The following is a 21227-nucleotide window of genomic DNA, read 5'->3' on the forward strand; positions in this document are numbered from 1 at the left end:
TCTCTCCTTGGAAAGTTTCCGAAGTTCTTCAGTAGTGGCGTGGCTTAGATCTCGTCGATGTTCGACGACTCGAAGCGCGTGGAGATGTTGATGCCGAGCTCTTCAGCGGCACGGAAGACCTCGTCATCCGTGTCGCGCAGGCTCACAGCGGTGCCGTCGGCCGAGAGCACCTCGACGTTCAGGCAGAGCGACTGCATCTCCTTCATGAGCACCTTGAAGGACTCGGGGATTCCGGGCTCCTGGATGTTCTCGCCCTTGACGATCGCCTCGTAGACCTTCACGCGGCCGAGGATGTCGTCGGACTTGATGGTGAGCAGCTCCTGCAGTGCGTAGGCGGCGCCATAGGCCTCGAGAGCCCAGACCTCCATCTCACCGAAACGCTGACCACCGAACTGCGCCTTACCACCCAGCGGCTGCTGCGTGATCATGGAGTACGGGCCCGTCGAACGCGCGTGGATCTTGTCGTCGACGAGGTGGTGCAGCTTCAGGATGTACATGTAGCCGACCGAGACCGGGTACGGGAAGGGCTCACCGGAACGACCGTCGAACAGCTGCGTCTTGCCGCTGCGATCGATCAGGCGCTCGCCGTCGCGGTTGGGCAGCGTCGAGTCGAGCAGACCCTCGATCTCCTCCTCGGCAGCACCGTCGAACACCGGAGTGGCGACCTTGGTGCCGGGAGCAGCCTCGTGAGCCGCCTTCGGCAGCTTCTTGGCCCATGCCGGGCTTCCGTCGACCTTCCAGCCCTGCTTGGCGACCCATCCGAGGTGGGTCTCCAGCACCTGGCCGAAGTTCATGCGGCCGGGGATGCCGAGCGGGTTCAGGATGATGTCGACCGGAGTTCCGTCGGCGAGGAACGGCATGTCCTCCACCGGCAGGATCTTCGAGATGACGCCCTTGTTGCCGTGACGGCCGGCGAGCTTGTCGCCCTCGGTGATCTTGCGCTTCTGGGCGATGTAGACCACCACGCGCTGGTTCACGCCGGAGCCGAGCTCGTCGTCGTTGTCGGTGTCGAACACCTTGACGCCGATGATCGTGCCCTGCTCACCGTGGGGAACCTTGAGCGAGGTGTCGCGCACCTCGCGGCTCTTCTCGTTGAAGATGGCGCGCAGCAGGCGCTCCTCGGCCGAGAGCTCGGTCTCGCCCTTCGGCGTGACCTTTCCGACCAGGATGTCGCCGGGGCGAACCTCGGCGCCGATGCGGATGATGCCGCGCTCGTCGAGGTCGGCCAGCAGGTCGGGGCTCACGTTGGGGAGATCACGGGTGATCTCCTCCTTGCCGAGCTTGGTGTCACGCGCGTCGACGTCGTACTCCTCGATGTGGATCGAGCTGAGCACGTCATCCTTCACCAGGTTCTGGCTGAGGATGATGGCGTCTTCGAAGTTGTGACCCTCCCACGGCATGAACGCGACGAGCAGGTTCTTGCCGAGCGCGAGCTCGCCGTTGTCGGTCGCAGGGCCGTCGGCGATGACCTCGCCGGCCTCGATGCGCTCACCGGCGGTGACGACGACGCGGTGGTTGTAGCTCGTGCCCTGGTTGGAGCGGTCGAACTTGCGCAGGTAGTAGGTCTGCGTCCCACCCTCGTCGAGCTGGATGGTGACGAAGTCGGCGGAGACCTCGGCGACGACACCCGGCTTCTCAGCCGTGAGCACGTCACCGGCGTCGACGGCCGCGTAGCCCTCCATACCGGTACCCACGAGCGGGCTGTCGCTGCGCAGCAGCGGAACAGCCTGACGCTGCATGTTCGCACCCATGAGGGCGCGGTTCGCGTCGTCGTGCTCGAGGAAGGGGATGAGCGAGGTCGCGACCGACACCATCTGGCGCGGCGAGACATCCATGTAGCCGATCTCGTCGGCGGGGAACAGGTCGACCTCGCCGCCCTTCTTACGGGCGAGGACGCGGTCCTCGGAGAAGTGGCCGTCGGCCTTCAGCGGCGCGTTGGCCTGGGCGACGATGTAGTCGTCCTCCTCCATCGCCGTGAGGTAGTGGATGTCATCCGTCACTCGGCCGCCCTCGACGCGCCGGTAGGGCGTCTCGATGAAGCCGAACGAGTTGATGCGCGCGAACGATGCGAGCGAACCGATGAGCCCGATGTTGGGGCCTTCCGGGGTCTCGATCGGGCACATGCGGCCGTAGTGCGACGGGTGCACGTCACGAACCTCGACGCCGGCGCGGTCACGGGAGAGACCACCGGGGCCAAGTGCCGACAGGCGGCGCTTGTGGGTCAGGCCCGCGAGCGGGTTGTTCTGGTCCATGAACTGGGAGAGCTGCGAGGTTCCGAAGAACTCCTTGATCGCGGCGACGACGGGGCGCACGTTGATCAGGGTCTGCGGGGTGATCGCCTCGATGTCCTGCGTGGTCATGCGCTCGCGAACGACGCGCTCCATGCGGGACAGGCCGGTGCGCACCTGGTTCTGGATGAGCTCTCCGACGGCGCGGATGCGACGGTTGCCGAAGTTGTCGATGTCATCGACGTCGAGGCGGATGTCGACCGCCTTGCCACCACGGCGGCCCGGAAGGGTCGTGCGGTTGTCGTGCAGGGCGACGAGGTACCGGATGGTGCCGATGATGTCTTCGACGGTCAGCACGGAGTCGGTCAGCGGGGCCTCGAGGCCGAGCTTGTTGTTGATCTTGTACCGACCGACCTTGGCGAGGTCGTAGCGCTTGGCGTTGAAGTAGAAGTTGTCGAGCAGCGCACGCGCGGCCTCGGCGGCGACCTGCTCGCCCGGACGCAGCTTGCGGTAGATGTCCTTCAGCGCCTCTTCACGAGTGAGGATGTTGTCCTTCGGAAGGGTGTGCTCGATGATCGAGGGGTAATCGGCGAACTCGGCCGCGATCTCCTCGCTCGAGAGGCCGAGGGCCTTCAGGAACACCGTGACGCTCTGCTTGCGCTTGCGGTCGATGCGAACGCCGACCTGGTCGCGCTTGTCGATCTCGAACTCGAGCCAGGCTCCACGGCTCGGGATGACGCGAGCGGAGTAGATGTCCTTGTCGGAGGTCTTCTCGGGGGTGCGCTCGAAGTAGACGCCCGGGCTGCGGACGAGCTGCGAGACGACGACACGCTCGGTGCCGTTGATGACGAACGTGCCCTTCGGGGTCATGAGCGGGAAGTCGCCCATGAAGACCGTCTGGGTCTTGATCTCACCCGTGAGGTGGTTCATGAACTCGGCGTTCACGTAGAGAGGAGCGGAGTAGGTCTTGCCCTTCTCCTTGCACTCGTCGATCGTGTACTTCTCGGGCTCGAGCTCAGGGTTGGAGAAGCTGAGCTGCATGGTCTCGCCGAGGTCCTCGATCGGAGAGATCTCCTCGAAGATCTCCTCCAGACCGGTCTTCTCGGGAAGATCCTGGCGACCGGATGCCTGCGCCTCGGCGACGCGCGCCTTCCACGCGTCGTTTCCGACGAGCCAGTCGAAGCTCTCGGTCTGCAGTGCGAGCAGATCGGGAACCGTCAGAGTGTCTGTGATCTTTGCGAACGAGAGCCGCGATGCGTTGCGGCCGTTCTTGGGTGAGTTGGTGGTTGCGTTGCGCGCAGCAGCCAAGGAAATAACCTCCGTGGACCCCGTCGGGCCTAGTTACTATCAGTAATGGAGTACTCGCAGACCCTCTGATGCGTGGCGCCCGGAAATGAAGCCCGGGCACGCAGAGCCGACCGCAATATGAAGGCAGAGTGATGTCTGGGAGCGCAAAGAACAAGCATAGCCAAATCGACACGCTATGTCCACTCGATTCTTGACCTCGAATGGATTCTCAGGTATAACGCAGCTCCGCCTTTTCTATTCCCGCGTCCAGCCGTGCCGCATCCGTGCCGCATCCGCGCCGCATCCGGGTGCTCGTGCGGCCGAAAAGCGAGGCGATTCTCGGCGCCACGCCGCTTCGGGCGGCCCGTAAACCGCGCGTCCACCGGAATCGCCTCGCTTCTCGGAATCTCCTCGCTTCTCGGAATCTCCTCGCTTCTCGGAATCTCCTCGCTTTTCGGAATCTCCTCGCGTTTCGGGGGGGGGGGCGGGGCGCCGGCGCCGAGCCGTCCCTTCCGAGGGCGCGCTCGCCTAGGCTCAGAGCGTGAGCGCGCGCTTCCGTCTTGATCCGGACACCTTCGTACCCGGAAGCTGGGTGCTCTCGGTCGACGGCATCCGGCAGTCCCATGTCGATCCGACGGATCCCGGCCGTCTGTTCTTCGAGTACACCCGCCGCCTCGGCCACGTGATCGACCTGATCGCCGAGCCCGGCGAGCCCATCCGCGTGCTGCACCTGGGCGGCGGCGGGCTCACCATGGCGCGTTACGTCGCCGCCACCCGGCCGGGCTCCGAGCAGGTCGTCGTCGAGATCGAACGCGAACAGACGCAGTTCGTGCTCGAACGGATGCCGCTGCCCGCCGGCGCGCTCGTCGAGTTCGTCTTCGGCGACGCCCGCGAATCCCTTGCGACGATGGAGGGCCCGTTCGACGCGGCGATCGTCGACATCTACACGGCCCTGACGGTGCCGGAGTACGTGGGCGTGCGCGGCTTCTTCACCGAGCTCGCGGCACTCGTCGGGCTCGGGGGCGTGATCGCGGTCAACGTCGCCGACGGGCGCTCCCTGATCCAGGAGCATGCGCAGCGCATGGAGCTCGGTCGCGCCGTCGAGGCGACGTTCGCGGCAGGGCCGCCGCGCGTCCTGAACGGCGAGGAGTCGGGAAACATCGTGCTCGTCGGCGGTGACGCGGAGACCATCCGTGAGTGGGCGCCCGAGTTCGAGCGCCGCGGACCGCATCCGGTCGAGGTCGACGCGGACTGACGCGACGGCAAGCGGTGCGTCGCCGGCGGCAGGCGCCCGGCCCGGCCCCGGCACCCTGCGCGCGACCCGCACCAGCCGCTGTTGCGCCACTCCCCCGGCCCTTGCGCCTGTTGTTCTGGCGCAACGCACCCCGAACTGGCGCAACGGGGGATGGGGAGGGGTGACGGCGCGCCGGACGGGTCGCGGCGGCGCGCGGGTAGCGTAGGGGGATGCGCGCGAACCGGTCCGAGGCATCCGCGGCTTCGCGCGTACTGAGTGCGAGCGGCTTCGAGGCGCGCATCGAGCAGGACCGCCATGAACCGGGCGTGTACACGCTCGTGGTGGATGGCACGCCCCAATCCAGCGTCGACCTCGAGCATCCCGAGGCGCTGCACTTCGAGTACGTGCGCCGCATCGGGCACGCCATCGACCTCGTCGCGCCCGCCGGCGAGCCCATCACGGCCGTGCACCTCGGCGGCGGCGCGCTCACCCTGCCGCGCTATGTGGCCGCGACTCGCCCGGGGTCCCGCCAGCAGGTGGTCGAAGTCGACAGCGAGCTCGTCGACTTCGTGCGTTCCGAGCTGCCGCTCGAACGCAGTGCCCAGGTGCGTATCCGTCACGGCGATGCCCGCGAGGTGCTCGGCAAGCTGCCGTCGGGGCTCGCGGGAACCGTCGACATCGCCGTCGTCGACATCTTCTCGGGCGCCCGCACCCCCGCGCACGTGACGAGCCGCGAGTTCTACGGACTGCTCGCACCGCTGCTGTCCCCCCGTGGCATCGTCGCGGTCAACGTGGCAGACGGCGCGGGGTTGGCATTCGCACGAGGCCAGGCGGCGACACTGGGCAGCGTGTTCGATCACGTCGCCATCGCGACCGACACGCAGATGCTGAAGGCCAAGCGATTCGGCAACGTCGTGATGTTCGCCTCATCCGCAGAGCTGCCCTTCGAACGGATGCCGCGGCTGCTCGCCTCGGATCCGGCGCACGCGAAGCTCGTGGCCGGACGGGAACTCGCGAACTTCGTCGCCGGCGCACCGATCGTCACGGATGCGACGGCCATCCCCTCTCCTCCGCCGGCCCGCTCCATCTTCCTGTCGAAGCCCTGAGGCAAGGCGGCGTTTAGGGCGCTCAGGGCGCCCCACAGATCGAGAACGCAGAAGATGCGGGTGTGCGGCGCCCAGCACCCGCCGTTTCTGCGGGCTCGGCGCGGGCCCACCCGCCGTTTCTGCGGGCTCGACGGCGGGCCGACCCGCCGTTTCTGCGGGCTCGACCTAGAACCGGCGAGTGAAGGGCAGCGGCTTGCGCATCCGCACGAGAAGCAGCAGCGGCGCGAGCACGTACGGCAGGTTGAACGCGAGGAACTTCACCGGATTCGGCGTGATCCACTCGGGCTCCCCGAAGAACTCGACGCCGAACACGACGATGCCGGTGATCGAGGCGATCATCGTGGCGTAGATCACGCTGGGAAGCTGTATCCAGTTCCAGCCGGCGATGAGCGATGCCACGAGCACGATGTAGAAGGGCATGTAGACAAACGCCGAGAGTCCCGTCACGATGCGCATCCAGACCGGCGGCGTCATGAACAGCGGATCGGTGTCATGCGCATACCACCAGTTGGAGTTGACGAAGAAGTTCGCAGACGGATGCGAGATGTCGACCCCTATGGTCGGCAGCAGGTCGCTGATGAGCGACGTGATCGTGAAGACCGAGAACACCACCACGAACACGACGTCGATGGGGCGTTCACGCAGCCGCAGGTTCACCGGTGACGCTGGCTGTTGGCCCATGGACACCGACGATAGCGGCAGACCGGCCGCGGCCGCCGCGTTCGTTGACCCGCCGACGGCCGGCCGCTACCGTTCAGGCATGATGCGCACGCTGATCGCCGCCGCCGTCTTCCTCGGAACGGCCGCAGTCGGCCTCGCGCTGGCCGCGCTGCTCGTTCCGTCATTCCACATCCACGTGGCTGGATTCCTCGTCGCGATCGTGGTCTTCGCAATCGTGCAGGCGGCAATCGGGTGGCTCGTGCGGCGCTTCACCCGACGGTCGGCACCGGCGGTGGCCGGGGTGGCGGGCCTGATCTCGACGTTCATCGCGCTGTGGATCGCCTCCCTCTTCACCGACGGGCTCACCTTCGACGACACCGCCGCGTGGGTGCTGGCGACGGTCGTCGTGTGGATCGTCACGGCCCTTCTCGGCTGGCTGCTGCCGAAGGTCATTCCGGGGATGGCGCCTCAGTCCAACCGCCGTCGTGCCTCCGCAGCGGGCTGAGGCGCGGGCGGCACGACCGGCGCGGGTCCGGGCCCTTCGACAAGCTCAGGGAGCGGGGTTCCAGCGCGGGACCGGGAGCCCTTCGACAGGCTCAGGGACCGGCCTTCCAGCGCGAGTCCGTGCCCTTCCACAGGCTCAGGGACCGGCCTTCCAGCGTGGGACCGGGAGCCCTTCGACAGGCTCAGGGACCGGGCGTACACGAGCTGATCGCCGCTCGCTCGCTGAGCCTGTCGAAGCGTCGTTCGGTGCCTCTGATCCGAACCCGTCAAAGGCGGCAGTCCGTCCCGACCCGCTTCGCGAGGCCGACCCTGTCCGCCGGGACCCAGCGGCGACGCAGCGGCTTCCAGCGCGGGACCGGGCCCTTCGACAAGCTCAGGGACCAGCGTTCCAGCGCGGGACCGGGCCCCTCGACAAACTCAGGGATCGGGCTTCCAGCGCGAGACCGGGCCCTCGACAAGCTCAGGGACCGGGGTTCCAGCGCGAGTCCGCGCCCTTCCACAGGCTCAGGGACCGGCCTTCCAGCGCAGCTCCGGGCCCTTCGACAGGCCCAGGGACCGGGCGTACCCGAGCTCATCGCCGCCCGCTCGCTGAGCCTGTCGAAGCGTCGTTCGGTGCCTCTGATCCGAACCCGCCAACGGCGGCACAGTCGGGCCGGACCCGCTTCGCGAGGCGGGCAGGGGCGGCCGGGGTCCGGGGGTCGGTGGGCATCTTTGGGCGGGACCCCGGCCGCCCCGGCCCGCCGGTACCCAGCCACGACGTGAGGCCCTTCGACAAGCTCAGGGACCGGGCTTCCAGCGCGGGACCGGGCCCTTCGACAAGCTCAGGGACCGGGCTTCCAGCGCGGGTTCCGGCCCTTCGACAGGCTCAGGGACCGGGGTTCCAGCGCGGGTTCCGGCCCTTCGACAAGCTCAGGGACCGGGGTTGCTGCGCTGGTTCCACCCTTCGACAAGCTCCGGGACCGGGGCTTCGGGGCGTCAGCGCGACAGCCGGCGGGCGTGACGGAAGTGGATGCGCTGGCCCGGACGCAGCTGCGCGAACGCGTCGAGGGCGGCATCCGCGACGACGGCGATCACCGGATAGCCGCCCGTTACCGGATGGTCCGCGAGCAGCACCGTCGGGAGGCCCGATGGCGGCACCTGCACGGACCCAGCGAGCATGCCCTCGCTCGCGAGCTCTCCGGAACGCGAACGTTCGAGGGGCGTGCCCAGCAGACGCGACCCGACCCGATTAGACTCCGCCGACACGCTCCACTCCTGCTCGAAGAATGCGTCGAGCGATGCGGGCGTGAACCAGTCCGCACGGGGGCCCGGATGCGCCGCGATCTCGACCAGGACATCCGCCGGCGGCCACAGCGTGAGTGGATCGAGCGCCGGGACGGGGTCGGATGCCTCGTGCCCGGCGGCGAGCTGTCGGCCGGCCGTGAGCGCCGCAGGACCGATTCCCGAGAGCGTGTCGGCCGAACGAGAGCCGAGCACCGGCGGCACGTCGATTCCGCCGCGAACGGCGAGGTAGTACCGCACGCCGTGCTCGGCCGGGCCGAGGCGCAGCAGCGAGCCCGCGGCCGCTCGCGTCGCGACATCCACGCGGATCTCGACGCCGTCGAGCGTGACGCGACCCCACGCTCCCGTCACAGCGAACCACTCCGGCGCCTCGAACCGCACCTCGAGCCCGCCCAAGGTGACCTCGATCGTGGCAGCGGATTCCGCATTGCCGACGAGCCGGTTCGCGAGCCGGTGCGCGGCCCTGTCGAGGGCGCCCGAACCGGTGACGCCGAGGTGGGCGAGCCCGGGCCGTCCGAGGTCTTGCACGAGACTCAGTGGTCCGGCCTCCAGCACGGTGATCATCGGAGCACCGACACCACATCGACCCGGTCACGATCGGGAGACGGCAGGCTCCGCCCATGACCATCCCACCCTCGCCGTCGAGCGCGGAACGAGGGCCCATACCCCCGCATCATCCGACGCCTCGAAAGCGCACGACCGTGCCCGGAGCGAGCAGTGCGGGAGGATCGGCCGCGACGCTCCAGAGCACCGCATCCGTCGTGCCGATGAGCTGCCAGCCGCCCGGACTCTCGCGTGGGTAGACGCCGCTGAAGGCAGCGGCGAGCGCGACGGCACCGGCGGGAACCGCGGTGCGCGGGCTGGCGCGCCGCGGCACGTCGAACGTCCAATCGCCGCTCACCAGGTAGCCGAAGCCGGGCGCGAAGCCGCTGAACGCAACGGTCCACCGCGCGCTCTCGTGCGCAGCCACCAACTCGTCGACGCTCAGGCCCACCTCCCGCGCGGCGTCCACGAGGTCGGCGCCGTCGTAGCGCACCGCGAGCTCGACCTCGGCTCCGGATGCCGCCTCCCCCTCCACCTGACTGGCCGCGGCACGCTCGACCCACCGCTGCACCTCCGACAACCGGATGCGCGCGGGATCGACCGTGACGAGAACCGTGCGCGCCGCGGGCACCATGTCGACGACCCCGGCCGGAGCGGAAGCCGCCAATGCGCCACGCAGTGCGAGCACCGCATCGATCCCCTCGAGCTCCACGAGCAGTGCCCGGTCGCCGGCGTCGAGAAAACGCAGGCCACGTGCGGAGCTCATGCGAATGCGCCCAAGTCGACGCCCGCATCCGTCAGCGCCGCCCGCACGGCACGGGCGTTCTCCGCCGCTCCCGGAGTGTCACCGTGGAGGCAGAGCGAGTCGGCGGCGACGGGCACCCACTCCCCGCCGATCGAACGGATGCGTCCCGCCGTCGCGATCTCGACCGCGCGCCCGGCCACGAGCACCGGGTCGGCGATGACCGCACCCGGCGACGCGCGCGGCACGAGCCGGCCGTCGGCCAGATACCCGCGGTCGGGGAAGGCCTCCCGGAAGAACGGCAGGCCCGCCTTCCGCGCCGCTCGTTCGATCGCGCTGTCAGGCGGGCCGAGCAGCGGCATCCGCGGGTCGACGTCGGCGACCGCCGCAACCACGGATGCCGCCTCAGCCTCGTCGACCGCGATGCGGTTGTACAGGGCACCGTGGGGCTTCACGTAGCTCACGCGCGTTCCCGCGTGCGCTGCGGCCGCGGCGAGCGCCGCCAGCTGGCGCGCCACCTCCGCGATGAGCTGAGCTGCAGGCAGTTCCAGGGGTGCTCGACCGAAGCCCTCACGGTCGGGATACGAGGGATGCGCGCCCACCGCCACGCCCGCGGCGACGGCCGCGCGGCAACTCGCGAGCATCGAGTGTTCGTCGCCGGCGTGGCCTCCGCAGGCGATGTTCGCGCTCGTGATGAGCGGGAAGAGCGCAGCGTCGTCTGCCATCCCCTCTCCGAGATCGCAGTTGAGGTCGATGAGCCGGCGCACGTCTCCATCATGGCGCGTGCGACCGCCTACCGGAGCGCTGTGCACACCCCGGATGACCACGTTCTTCTCGCCTTACCCGGCCAACTCGCCCAGACTGGTACGAGGCAGGCATCGGAACACGGGAGGGCGCCCATGCGGCTTCTGCGAACGGCGGCGATCGGCGCCGCCCTGGCCGTGCTTCTCACCGGGTGCGTCTCTGCTCCGCGGGTGACTCCGATCACGGCGACTCCGACGCCGCGCCCCACAGGCACGTCGACGCCCGTCGCCGTGCTCCCACCGGTTCAGCCCTCGGGCGACCCGGTCGAGGTGGCATCCGACCTCGACGTGCCGTGGTCGATCGTGCGGCTGCCGAGCGGGGCCACCCTTCTCAGCCAGCGCGATGCCGGCACCATCGTGGAGCTGCTGCCCGACGGTTCCACCCGCGAGGTGGCCGAGATCGACGGGGTCGAGGCAAATGGCGAGGGCGGGCTGCTGGGCCTCGCCGCCGCTCCCGATGCCCGCACGCTGTTCGCGTACTTCACGGCATCCGATGACAACCGCATCGTGCGGATGCCGCTCACCGACTCACCGGGAGCGGTGGCCCTCGGCGATCCGCATCCCATCCTCACTGGCCTCGCCAAAGCAGCCAACCATGACGGCGGTCGCATCGCGTTCGGCCCTGACGGCATGCTCTACGCCACGGTTGGCGACGCCGCGAGCACCGACCGCGCCCAAGACCAGGGCTCGTTGAACGGCAAGATCCTGCGCATGACGCCCGACGGCGGGGTGCCCGACGGCAACCCCTTCGGCACCCTCGTCTGGAGCATGGGCCACCGCAACCCGCAGGGGCTCGCGTGGGACTCCCACGGTCGGCTGTGGGCGAGCGAGTTCGGGCAGAACACCTGGGACGAACTGAACCTCATCACACCGGGAGGCAATTACGGCTGGCCGATCGTGGAGGGCATCGCGCACGACGGCCGGTTCATCGACCCGGTGGCGCAGTGGAACACGTCGGAGGCCAGCCCGAGCGGCCTGGCCATCATCAGCGACACCCTCTTCATGGCCAGCCTGCGGGGCGAGCGCATCTGGAGCATCCAGCCCGACACCGGCGCCGCTCCCGAGCCGTGGTTCACGGATGCGTACGGCCGCATCCGTGACGCGGCCGCCGGCCCCGACGGCTCGCTGTGGTTCGTCACGAACAACACCGACGGTCGCGGCGATCCCCGCGACGGCGATGACCGGCTCTACCAGGTCGCGCTCGCGCCAGCGGGCGGCTGAGCGTTCCTCCACAGTCCCTTGGCGCAGAAGGATGTGCACACCTGCGGGCGCCTGCGCGAGGGTGTCGCCGGCGCGACGTAGTCTCGATTCGTGGCGGAATTGCAGCGAGTGAAGGTGTGGGCGAACGCCCTCATCGCACTGCACCTCGATCCGGCCGTGTGGAGCTTCGAGTTCGACAACGCCAAGCGCCGTGCCGGCTGCTGCAACTACGAGACCAAGCGCATTACCGTCTCGCGCTACCTCGCCGCTCGCTACGAAGACGACGAGATTCACCAGATCCTGTTGCACGAGGTCGCCCACGCCATCGCAGGCCCCCGTGCCGCCCACGGCAAGCGCTGGCTCAGCGTCGCCCGCGAGCTCGGGTACGAAGGCCGACGCACTCACGACGGCGAGACGGCGGATGAACTGGCTCCGTGGGTAGGCGTCTGTCCCGCCGGGCACACCCACTACCGCTACCGCACACCCACCCGCACGCTCTCGTGCGGGCTCTGCGCCCGGCGGTTCAGCTCGAGCAGCGTCATCACCTGGAGCCGACGCGAGATCACCCCGGCCGCACGGCGTCGCGCGGCCGCCTCGGCGGGGGACTGATCTGCCCGGCGGAGCGGGCGAGACAACCGGCGACGGAAGGGGATCTCGCGGCCCGATACCGTGGAAGCATGGCGTCCGCATCATCCCCGATCAGCGCTTCATCCGACGCTGCGGCGTGGTTCGACCCCGGCTCGCTTGCCATGGAGTTCGCCTACACCGGGGCGCTGAGACTCGAGTCGGCGGCGCTCGACAGGGCTGATCGACTCGGCGAACACGCCCCGGAGCAGTTGAATGAGGCCGCCGACCTCGCGGCGTGGCTCACGGCGCGCTTTCCCGACAGCGATGGCATCGTGCACACCCGCCACCTCACCGATGCGCTCATGCTGCGCGGGGCGATCGCCCGGCTGGCGCTGGCGGCGACCGCCGGAGCGCACTTCGACGCTGCCGACGTCGATGCCGTGAACCTGTTCGCGGCCACGCCCGATATTCCGCCGTCGCTGCCGGGCGGTGGTCGACGTGCCGGCAGGAAGACCACCAGCACCAATCAGGCGCTCTCGAGCCTCGCTCGTGAAGCGATCGCGGTCTTCTCCCCGGATGCCCTCGCCCGGGTTCGGCAGTGCGCCGCCGAGGACTGCTCACTCGTCTACGTCGACACCTCGCGCGCCGGTTCCCGCCGCTGGTGCAGCATGCAGCGCTGCGGCAACCGCTCGAAGGTGCGTGCGTTCCGTGCTACACGTGCCCGTTCACGTGCGGCGAGCGCCGCACCTGGCCAGGCGGTGCCTCAGAGCTGAGAGCTGCTGAGCTCCCGAACGGCCGATGCGGAGTCGAGCGTCGCGGCAGCGCGGATCTGCGCCGGCGTCGCACCCTGCGCGAGCAGCTCCTGACCGCTCGCCGAGGCCGTCGCGAGATGGCTCACCGCTCCGCGCAGGCCGGTGAATGCGGCGCAGGCGGCGGCCGCCTCCGGCGAGGAGTAGTCGATGCCCACGCCTGCCAGTGCATCGATGACCGCACCGGCTCCGAGCAGATCCTCGACGCAGAAGCGGATGCCGTTCGTCGTGCCGGGGCGCCCTGCCCCCGCCGCGATCACGGCGACGAACGTACGGCGCCCCTCCTGCTCCTGAAGCTCGAGCACCCGCCGGGCCACGAGAGCCGCGTCGACGAGTCCGCCGGCGAGCACCACCCGGTCGGCGGAGCCGGCGAAGTCCGCGGCGCCCGCGAACGCGGTGTCGACCGCATCCGGCTCCCCGAGCACGTCGACCCACACGACGACATCGGCGTCGGCCGCCACCCGGGCGGCGCCTTCCGCTCCCCAGTCGAATCGCACCTGGTACTTGGACTGCGCGTGCGGATGCACGGTGACTGTTTGGCTCACCCGGCCATCGTAGGCACCCCCGCGAGGCTCTCGACCGCCGTGTGACGCCCGCCTACGGTAGGAGGATGCGCGTGATGCTGAAACTGGTGCTCGACTGCGACCCGGATGCCGCCTGGCGGGCCCTGCGCAGTCCGGCCGTGCTGCGCGAGGTGGCGGCGCCCTGGCTCGACTTCGCGTCGCGGGAACCGGGCGGGTTCCCCACCGTGTGGCAAGCGGGCCCCCACAGTGTCGACGCCCTCGCGCTGCGCATGTGGGCCGTCGGTGAGGAGGTCATCGACCTCAGCTTTCCCGACGGACTGCCCGAGGGCGTGCGGATGCTGCGCGACGGCGGAGGCGGTCGCAGCGGCGTGATGGGTGCGCTGAGCACGTGGGACCACCGCATGGCGGTCTCTGCGGCGCCCGGCGGCAAGACCCTCTACCGCGACCGGCTGCGTTTCGACGCGGGAGCCATCACGCCGGCGATCTGGTATCCGACCTGGCTGTTCTGGCAGTGGCGGGGCCTTCGGCTGAGGCAGCTCGCACCCACCTGGCGCCACGATGTGGGCATCGATGCACAGGACGTCGCGGTCACGGAGCCCGCCGCACCATCTCCGCTCGGATGATCTCGAAGTCGCGGCGGGAGATCTCGATGAGGCCACGACGCAACGGGAATCCCCAGTTGGACGCCGCCGTGAAGTCGAGCACCCCGATGAGCGGGCGGATGGGCACCGGCACGACGTCGCGGTCGAAGTCGATGCGCCGTCGCCAGGGGCGGAAGGGCTCGCCGGAGCGGTCCGTCATCATCGGCCCCGCGTCCGCCTGGTACACCGCATCGTCGGCGACCCTGCCCACGCCGGTGAACTCGCGCAGCGGCTCGCCATCGGCAAGGCTCGTGCGCGGCGAGTAGTACACGAATCCGTCGGCCTCCCTCAGCCGCGCGACGGCGGCCTTCGATCCGTGGTTGAGCTGCGCGATACCCTGGCGCACCCCGAGGAGGGCATGGTCGCGCTGCACCACGCCCAGCCAGTATCGAATCGCCACAGCCTGATTCTGGGGCATGCGGCCGACGTCGCGAGGCAGGCGGTCGACCGGGTTCCGTCGGATGCGCCTTGGTACTGTGACCGGATGGTGTCACGAATCGGAGCGTTGCAGGTCGCCGACTGGCGTCGCCGGGTCTTCGGACTCTACGCCGGGGTACGTCAACTGAGTGCGACCAGTCCTCGCGCCGGGCATGAATTGTGGCGGTCAGGACGCGACGAGCTCTTCGCCGGGCACCCCGCCTCGCCGTTGCTGCCCGATGACCGGGCCGAGTTCACGGGGCTCTCGGTCACGCCCTATGACCCCGACTGGCGCTTCGAGGTCGAGGTGCATCCCACCACGGAACCGCACCGCATCGTCGTCGAGACGGCGACCGACGGCGGCGTGCCCTTCTCCCTGGTCGGCACGGTTCAGCTGCCCTACCTCGGCACGCTCGACGTCTGGCGGCTGGCCAGTTATGGCGGCGGCATCTTCCTGCCCGTCAAGGACGGGCTCGCGAACCAGGCCGGCGGCACGTACGGAGGCGGGCGCTACCTTCTCGACACCGTCAAGGGCGCCGACCTCGGGGTCGGCGGCGATGAGGATTCCCTGATCCTGGACTTCAACTACGCCTACAACCCGTCGTGCGCCTACGACCCGTCGTGGGAATGCCCGCTCGCCCAGCCCGGGAACACCCTCGCGGTTCCGGTGCCCGTCGGGGAGCTCGCACCGCGCCCTCACTAGGGCCGGCTCCCGAAGCGGGCGCGCGCCGGATGCGCCGCCCGGCGACCAGGCGGGAGAAATGAAGATGGGGCTCACCCTGAACTGACCCGAACAGTCAGGGGAGCCCCCGCTACACCTGCGAGCAGGTGATGAGCGCAGGACGATCGTCGCACATAACGCGCCCCTCTTGCTGAAATTTCTTGGCGACGCGCCGAACAAATCGGCGTGTCGCGGCGTGTCGCGCTTCATTCGACGCGCCTGACTCACGATTTCGCTTTCAGCAACCGCTCGGCGGCATCCGCTAAGCTGGTCTCACTTGCGAACGTGCCCGTCACGTTCCCTGCGTCGTAGAACGCTTTCTCACGGTGCTCGCCGGGGTACAGACTCCCGATCACCGTTCGACACTTTCCTGCGGCGAACGGATGCGTCCACCGACGCCTTCGCCCACGTCGAGACCGGGTCTCGACCCCAGCCCGAAAGAGCACAGCTTTGTCTGAAACCCTCCCCACGTTCGGCGCCCTCGGCGTTCCCGCTCCCCTCGTCGCGGTGCTGACCGCCGACGGCAAGACCGAGCCCTTCCCCATCCAGGTCGACACCCTGCCCGACACCCTTGCCGGCCGCGACGTTCTCGGCCGCGGCAAGACCGGCTCGGGAAAGACCCTCGCCTTCGCCCTGCCCATGGTCGCGCGCCTCGGCACCACCCTGGCCGGCGGCAAGCGCCGCGGCGGCCGTCCGCTCGGCCTCGTGCTCGCCCCGACCCGCGAGCTGGCCACCCAGATCACGGCGACGATCGAGCCGCTCGCCGCCGCGTACGGCCTCAAGGTCACGACGATCTACGGCGGCATCAACCAGAAGCGCCAGGTCGAGGCGCTGAACGCCGGCATCGACATCGTCGTGGCCTGCCCCGGCCGCCTCGAAGACCTCATGAAGCAGGGCTTCGTCACGCTCGACGCCGTCGAGATCACCGTGCTCGACGAGGCCGATCACATGGCCGACCTCGGCTTCCTGCCCGTTGTGACCCGCATCATGGACAAGACCCCGAACACCGGCCAGCGCCTGCTGTTCTCGGCCACGCTCGACAACGGCGTGGACAAGCTCGTTCGCCGCTACCTGCACAACGAGGTCCTGCACTCGGTCGACGAGGCCAACTCCCCCGTCGCGGCGATGACGCACCACGTGTTCGAGGTCGCCGACCTCGAGGCCAAGCGACTGCTCGTGAATACCCTCGCCTCGGGCACCGGCCGCCGCATCCTGTTCATGCGCACCAAGCACCACGCCAAGAAGCTCGCCAAGCAGCTGACGGAGTCGGGCATCCCGGCGGTCGACCTGCACGGCAACCTCTCGCAGCCGCAGCGCGACCGAAACCTCGCCGCCTTCGGTGAGGGCTCGGTGCGCGTGCTCGTCGCCACCGATGTCGCCGCCCGCGGCGTGCACGTCGACAACGTGGAGCTCGTCGTGCACGTGGACCCGCCCATGGAGCACAAGGCGTACCTGCACCGCTCCGGCCGCACGGCGCGCGCCGGCAGCGAGGGCGACGTCGTCACCGTCATCACCCCCGCCCAGAAGCGCGACGTGGCCCAGCTCATGCGCAAGGCCGCCATCGCGGTTCAGCCGCAGTCGGTCACCCACGAGTCCGCCGCGGTGTCGAGCCTGGTCGGCCCGGTCGCCGCGTACGTGAAGCCGGCCCCGAAGGTGGCCGCCCCGCAGGGCGGCGGAGGCCGCTCGCAGGGAGCCAACGCCCAGCGCAAGCGCGCCGAGCGTGATGGCCGCCCGCAGGCGGATGGCGCCGGCCGGCCCCGACGCGACCGTTCCGGCCGCCCCGCCGAAGCCCGCTCCGCCGCACCCAAGCAGGGCAGCGGTCAGAGCCGCGGCAGCCAGTCCACGGGTGCCCAGCGTGAGCGCAGCCCCCGCGCCGCCGCCGCGCAGCCCATGCGCGTCGGCAGCCTCGTGCGCCCCTCGCAGTCCCGCGGACCGCGTCGCGCCCAGGGCTGACACCCGCGCTGACCCGCACAGAACGACGACGGATGCGACGACCCGGTTGGGCGGTCGCATCCGTCGCTTTCGTTCGAGGGTGAATCGGTGGGATCAGTACTCGGCGTAGAAGGTTCCGAGCGCCTTGTCGATGGCCGGGTAGTCGGCCTCACTGGCCGCCTGAGCCGCCACGAGCACGGAGTAGCTGCCGTCGGTGGCCTGGGCGCTCACGACCACGTAGGTCGCTGAGCCGCCGCAGCCGGTGAAGATCTCCCACACGCCCTGGTGCGCTCCGTCGTCGTAGGGCTGGCGTCCGTTCGAGACGCAGCCGGCATCCGTCGCGCCGTCGGCGAGAAGGTCGGCGCCGGCATCCGGGCTCAGCGTGGACTGCTGCGACGTGTAGATCGAGACGCCGGAGGCGCCCCAGCCGTTCTGGAAGCCGTCGAGGTCGGCGGATGCCGAGACCGCTTCGTAGGGCGTGCCGGCGTCGTCGGTGCTCGCCGCGCCGTCGACCTGGGTCCAGCTCGTCGGAACGTCGACGGAGATGGTGCCGGAGTCATCGGTGATGGTGGTGTAATCGCCAGCCGAGTCGCCGGAGTCATCGCCCGAGTCATCCGATGAGCCGGTGCTGAGGCCGGGAACCACGCGAAGGGCGTCGCCGTTTACCTGGCCGCGGTAGTACGCCTCTTCGGAGGGGCGGTAGACCTCGACGCCCAGGGTGGCATCCTGCCCATGCGTGCGCAGCACGTCGCAGTAGTCCTTCATGGTGCCGTCGGTGCCGAGCGAGACGCCCTCGAGCTTGGTCAGCAGGTCGCCGGGCTCGATGCCCGCCTTGTCGGCCGCCGATCCCGAGGCCACGGAGTTGACCCAGATGCCGAGCCCGGTGCCCTCGTCGTCGGTGAGCGCCTCGCCGTTCACGCCGAGGCTGAGCACGTTCTTGCCGTGCGCCAGGTCGTGGATGGCGTCGACCACCTCGTCGCGGTGGATGGCGAAGTTGGTGTCGTTCTCGTCATTGCCGGCGTAGTTCACGCCGACGACCGCGCCCTTGGCATCCACGAGCGGTCCGCCGGAGTTCCCCGGACGGATGCGCGCGTCGTGCTCGATGACGGTATCGATGGAGGCCCACGGGGTCTCGCCGCCGGTCTTGGCCTTCGAGACGATGCCCTTGGTCTCGGTGAAGGTCGGGTCGCCGAGGGGGAACCCGGCCGCGTACACCTCGAGCGCCGTCTTGATGTCGCCCTGGTGCCAGTCCATGAAGGGATAGGCGCCCTTCTGCAACTGCACGACGGCGAGGTCGAGGCACTCGCTGGAGCCGAGCACCTTCGCCGAGAGCTCGTCGTCCTTGTCGCCGCCGCGCCACACCTTGAGGGTGCCAGCGCCGGTGACGACGTGGTTGTTGGTGACCGCGAGTCCGTCGGGGGTGATGATGAAGCCGGAGCCGCGCCCGGCCGACTCGTAACCGCCCTCTTCGGGCGAGACGAAGCTGCCGACAGCCTCCAGCTGGATGGTGGCCGACTGCACGCCGTCGAATCCGACGGGTCCGTTCGTGGCCCCGAAGGGCGAGCAGGCGGTGAGAGCGAGTGCGGCCGCCGAGACGGTCGCGATGCCGACGACGTGGCCGGTCTTCAAGCGGGTGTTTCCGATCATGACCGCGAGCGTAGGCTCGCCGCCGGGCGCGGGATCACGGGGCGCTCCCCCATAGCCGAGGCGGCGCACCCTGATTCTCCGCTCGGTGGTGACCCTCTGCGCGGCTGCGCGAGAGCTGCCAGCCAGCGGCATCCGGATGCCGTGCGAGAGCCGCCACGCCCGGCATGCCGCCGCCGATTTCGCGTTGAGCATGGCTCGGAATACGCTCGATCCCATGAGCACCGACGTAGTTGTTCGCCCGGTCCGCGATGTCGACGCCGAGATGCTGGGGCGCGTGCACGCCCAGTGCTGGCACGAGGATTACGACACCATCGTGAGCGCGGCGACGCTCGCAACACTGAGCCCGCTGCGGCTGGCCGAACTCTGGACGCACTGGATGAACCAGGGCGAGGGCTACCACCAGTACGCCGCCCTCGTCGATCACCAGATCGTGGGATTCACGGGCTCGGGCCCCGCTCGCGACGAGGATGCGCCCCGGCCCAAGGAGCTCTACTTCCTGCACCTGCTCGACGCCTTCCACGGTCGCAGTCTCGGCCAGCAGCTTCTGGAGGCCGCGGTCGGCACCGAGCCGGCCTACCTCTGGGTTCCGGATGCGAATGAGCACGCCGTGCAGTTCTACCTGCGCAACGGGTTCGCCCCCGACGGCGTCGAGCACGACGAGCCGTTCCTCGGCACGACCATCCACGAGATCCGGCTCGTCCGCTAGAGCGACGCAGACATGGCGACTCCCGTCATCCTCGACGTCGACACCGGCGTCGACGACGCCCTGGCGATCCTGTTCGCGGTTGCGCACCCCGACATCGAGGTGCGCGGAATCACGTGCGTCGGTGGGAACGCGCCGCTGGATGCCGTGGTCGCCAACACCCTGCGCATCCTCGATGCAGCCGGCGCCCCCGCGATCCCCGTTGCTGCGGGAGCTCGTCGACCGCTCATCGCTCCCCCGCGTGCCGCCACCGAGACGCACGGGGCGGACGGCCTCGGCGGCCTCGAGCTTCCCGAGAGCCGTCGCGTGATCGAAGCGGAGGGCGCGGTGGCGACACTGCGCCGCCTCATCACGACGAGCGCCGAACGCGTCACGCTCGTCGCCCTGGCGCCGCAGACGAATCTCGCCCTGCTACTGCGCACGCATCCCGAAGTCGTCGAGAACATCGAGCGCATCGTGTTCATGGGCGGTTCGGCGGGGTCGGGCAATGCGACGGCCGTCGCAGAGTTCAACGTCTGGCACGATCCCGAGGCGGCGGCGATCGTGCTCGACTCCGGCGTCCCCGCCTACATGTACGGCCTCGACGTCTTCACCAAGGTGGCGATTCCCCGCGACGTCGCCGAGCGGCTCTCGAGGGCGACGGATGCGCACGTGCGCGTCGTCGGACACCTGCTGGGCCATCGGGTCTCGCAAACGCCCGACCACCACTACACCGGACTGATCGGCGACGCGGGAGCGCTCTGCTCCATCGTCGACCCCGGCGCGCTGCGCACAGAGCACCGACCGGTGAGCGTCGAACTCGCCGGGTACGCCCGGGGCCAGACCCTCGTGGACCGGCGCGATCTCCCGGGCGAGGACGCCCTGCACGGCGGCGCGGCGCAGTGGCCGAGCGTGGAGGTCGCACTGGAGGTGGATGCACCGCGAATGGCGCGCCTCTTCTTGGACACCGTCACCGGCGCCGTCACCGGCGTCTGACCCGCCCGCATCCACCGTTTCTGCGGGATGGATGCGTGACGCATCCCGATTGCAGCGATGAGGATGCCGCGAGCGCCGAATCCGCAGAAACGGTGGGTGCCCGGCGGCTCGCACCCACCATTTCTGTGGACTCGCCGCGAGGCACCCACCATTCCTGCGGACTCAACGACGCCGCACCCTCAGCACCCGCAACATCTGCGGACTCGACGACGCCACCTCCCGAATCCGCAGTAATCGCGGGTCTCGGGTGCCCCTCACCCACCATTCCTGCGGACTCGCTGCGACGCACCCACCACTTCTGCGGACTCGCGCGTGGCACCGGCCATTTCTGCGGACTCGAGGATGTCGAGTGCCCTGCACCCACCATTTCTGCGGACTCACGCGCGGGCCTGATCACCACGGCGTCAGCATGTCGCCAAAGACTCGCAATATCTGCGGACTCGACGACGTGAGTTGCCGACTCCGCAGTTATGGCGGGTGTTGGCTGCCCTGCACCCACCATTTCTGCGGGCTCGCTGCGGGCGCACCCACCACTTCTGCGGGCTCGCGGGTGGCAGCCACCATTTCTGCGTACTCGAGCACCGGCGCCAGCAGCGCGCTGTCAGCTCGCCGCCCAAGACCCGCAATATCTGCGGACTCGATGACATGAGTTCCCGAATCCGCAGTTATGGCGGGTGTTGGCTGCCCTGCACCCACCATTTCT

20 protein-coding genes are annotated in these 21227 nt (G+C 69.4%); 11 read left to right on the forward strand and 9 right to left on the reverse strand.

The window, feature by feature from the left end:
- Positions 1 to 44: 44 nt before the first annotated feature.
- A complete protein-coding gene (gene rpoB / locus WDJ51_RS07055; RefSeq protein ID WP_337851725.1) occupies positions 45 to 3536 on the reverse strand; it encodes a DNA-directed RNA polymerase subunit beta in 3492 nt (1163 codons plus the stop codon).
- 520 nt (positions 3537 to 4056) lie between these two features.
- On the opposite strand from rpoB, the gene WDJ51_RS07060 reads away from it, so the two are divergent.
- Together WDJ51_RS07060 and WDJ51_RS07065 are read left to right on the forward strand one after the other, a co-directional pair.
- Entirely contained in the window at positions 4057 to 4770 is a 714-nt protein-coding gene (locus WDJ51_RS07060; RefSeq protein WP_337851726.1) for a spermidine synthase, read from the forward strand.
- A 209-nt stretch (positions 4771 to 4979) separates the two neighbouring features.
- Positions 4980 to 5855, forward strand: coding sequence for a spermidine synthase (locus WDJ51_RS07065; protein WP_337851727.1), 876 nt, complete (start codon positions 4980 to 4982; stop codon positions 5853 to 5855).
- A gap of 165 nt (positions 5856 to 6020) precedes the next feature.
- Here the strand turns inward: WDJ51_RS07065 and WDJ51_RS07070 are convergent, their stop codons facing one another.
- Complete coding sequence (locus WDJ51_RS07070; RefSeq protein ID WP_337851728.1) at positions 6021 to 6536, reverse strand: EXPERA domain-containing protein; 516 nt, start codon at positions 6534 to 6536, stop codon at positions 6021 to 6023.
- Positions 6537 to 6615: 79 nt separating this feature from the next.
- Between WDJ51_RS07070 and WDJ51_RS07075 the strand changes: the two genes are divergently transcribed.
- Entirely contained in the window at positions 6616 to 7020 is a 405-nt protein-coding gene (locus WDJ51_RS07075) for a phage holin family protein (protein ID WP_337851729.1), read from the forward strand.
- A gap of 974 nt (positions 7021 to 7994) precedes the next feature.
- On the opposite strand, the gene WDJ51_RS07080 is transcribed toward WDJ51_RS07075, so the two are convergent.
- The 3 genes from WDJ51_RS07080 to WDJ51_RS07090 form a co-directional block, all read right to left on the reverse strand.
- Positions 7995 to 8864 carry a biotin-dependent carboxyltransferase family protein gene (locus WDJ51_RS07080; RefSeq protein WP_337851730.1) on the reverse strand — a complete coding sequence of 290 codons (870 nt, stop codon included), beginning with the start codon at positions 8862 to 8864 and terminating at the stop codon, positions 7995 to 7997.
- A gap of 109 nt (positions 8865 to 8973) precedes the next feature.
- Positions 8974 to 9609: a 5-oxoprolinase subunit B family protein gene (locus WDJ51_RS07085; protein ID WP_337851731.1), complete on the reverse strand. Its 636-nt coding sequence runs from the start codon at positions 9607 to 9609 to the stop codon at positions 8974 to 8976.
- The gene (locus WDJ51_RS07090; RefSeq protein WP_337851750.1) at positions 9606 to 10340 is read right to left on the reverse strand and encodes a LamB/YcsF family protein; all 735 of its coding nucleotides are present in this window, start codon (positions 10338 to 10340) and stop codon (positions 9606 to 9608) included. Before WDJ51_RS07090 ends, WDJ51_RS07085 begins: the two co-directional genes overlap by 4 nt.
- 144 nt (positions 10341 to 10484) lie before the next feature.
- On the opposite strand from WDJ51_RS07090, the gene WDJ51_RS07095 reads away from it, so the two are divergent.
- The 3 genes from WDJ51_RS07095 (at position 10485) to WDJ51_RS07105 (ending at position 12928) form a co-directional block, all read left to right on the forward strand.
- The gene (locus tag WDJ51_RS07095) at positions 10485 to 11609 is read left to right on the forward strand and encodes a PQQ-dependent sugar dehydrogenase (RefSeq protein WP_337851732.1); all 1125 of its coding nucleotides are present in this window, start codon (positions 10485 to 10487) and stop codon (positions 11607 to 11609) included.
- A gap of 90 nt (positions 11610 to 11699) precedes the next feature.
- Positions 11700 to 12197, forward strand: coding sequence for a SprT-like domain-containing protein (locus tag WDJ51_RS07100; RefSeq protein WP_337851733.1), 498 nt, complete (start codon positions 11700 to 11702; stop codon positions 12195 to 12197).
- 68 nt (positions 12198 to 12265) lie between these two features.
- Positions 12266 to 12928, forward strand: a complete 663-nt coding sequence (locus WDJ51_RS07105) for a CGNR zinc finger domain-containing protein (RefSeq protein ID WP_337851734.1) — start codon at positions 12266 to 12268, stop codon at positions 12926 to 12928.
- On the opposite strand, the gene WDJ51_RS07110 is transcribed toward WDJ51_RS07105, so the two are convergent.
- Positions 12919 to 13509, reverse strand: coding sequence for a 2-phosphosulfolactate phosphatase (locus tag WDJ51_RS07110; protein ID WP_337851735.1), 591 nt, complete (start codon positions 13507 to 13509; stop codon positions 12919 to 12921). The two genes, WDJ51_RS07105 and WDJ51_RS07110, sit on opposite strands and share 10 nt — an antisense overlap.
- Before the next feature lie 74 nt (positions 13510 to 13583).
- On the opposite strand from WDJ51_RS07110, the gene WDJ51_RS07115 reads away from it, so the two are divergent.
- The gene (locus tag WDJ51_RS07115) at positions 13584 to 14111 is read left to right on the forward strand and encodes a hypothetical protein (RefSeq protein WP_337851751.1); all 528 of its coding nucleotides are present in this window, start codon (positions 13584 to 13586) and stop codon (positions 14109 to 14111) included.
- Here the strand turns inward: WDJ51_RS07115 and WDJ51_RS07120 are convergent.
- A complete protein-coding gene (locus tag WDJ51_RS07120) occupies positions 14077 to 14529 on the reverse strand; it encodes an EVE domain-containing protein (RefSeq protein WP_337851736.1) in 453 nt (150 codons plus the stop codon). The two genes, WDJ51_RS07115 and WDJ51_RS07120, sit on opposite strands and share 35 nt — an antisense overlap.
- An 84-nt stretch (positions 14530 to 14613) precedes the next feature.
- Between WDJ51_RS07120 and WDJ51_RS07125 the strand changes: the two genes are divergently transcribed.
- Positions 14614 to 15249 carry a DUF1684 domain-containing protein gene (locus WDJ51_RS07125; RefSeq protein ID WP_337851737.1) on the forward strand — a complete coding sequence of 212 codons (636 nt, stop codon included), beginning with the start codon at positions 14614 to 14616 and terminating at the stop codon, positions 15247 to 15249.
- A gap of 468 nt (positions 15250 to 15717) precedes the next feature.
- On the forward strand, positions 15718 to 17220 hold the full coding sequence (locus WDJ51_RS07130) for a DEAD/DEAH box helicase (protein WP_337851738.1): 1503 nt from the start codon (positions 15718 to 15720) through the stop codon (positions 17218 to 17220).
- A gap of 93 nt (positions 17221 to 17313) precedes the next feature.
- Here the strand turns inward: WDJ51_RS07130 and WDJ51_RS07135 are convergent, their stop codons facing one another.
- Positions 17314 to 18846, reverse strand: coding sequence for a S1C family serine protease (locus tag WDJ51_RS07135; protein ID WP_337851739.1), 1533 nt, complete (start codon positions 18844 to 18846; stop codon positions 17314 to 17316).
- A gap of 214 nt (positions 18847 to 19060) precedes the next feature.
- On the opposite strand from WDJ51_RS07135, the gene WDJ51_RS07140 reads away from it, so the two are divergent.
- Together WDJ51_RS07140 and WDJ51_RS07145 are read left to right on the forward strand one after the other, a co-directional pair.
- A complete protein-coding gene (locus WDJ51_RS07140) occupies positions 19061 to 19552 on the forward strand; it encodes a GNAT family N-acetyltransferase (RefSeq protein ID WP_337851740.1) in 492 nt (163 codons plus the stop codon).
- A gap of 12 nt (positions 19553 to 19564) precedes the next feature.
- A complete protein-coding gene (locus WDJ51_RS07145) occupies positions 19565 to 20524 on the forward strand; it encodes a nucleoside hydrolase (protein WP_337851741.1) in 960 nt (319 codons plus the stop codon).
- Between the two features lie 468 nt (positions 20525 to 20992).
- On the opposite strand, the gene WDJ51_RS07150 is transcribed toward WDJ51_RS07145, so the two are convergent.
- Positions 20993 to 21227, reverse strand: a 235-nt coding sequence (locus WDJ51_RS07150; protein ID WP_337851742.1) for a hypothetical protein, incomplete at its 5' end; no start/stop codon positions are given.

Source organism: Rathayibacter sp. YIM 133350, from assembly GCF_037404875.1.
Taxonomy (GTDB): Bacteria; Actinomycetota; Actinomycetes; order Actinomycetales; family Microbacteriaceae; genus Orlajensenia.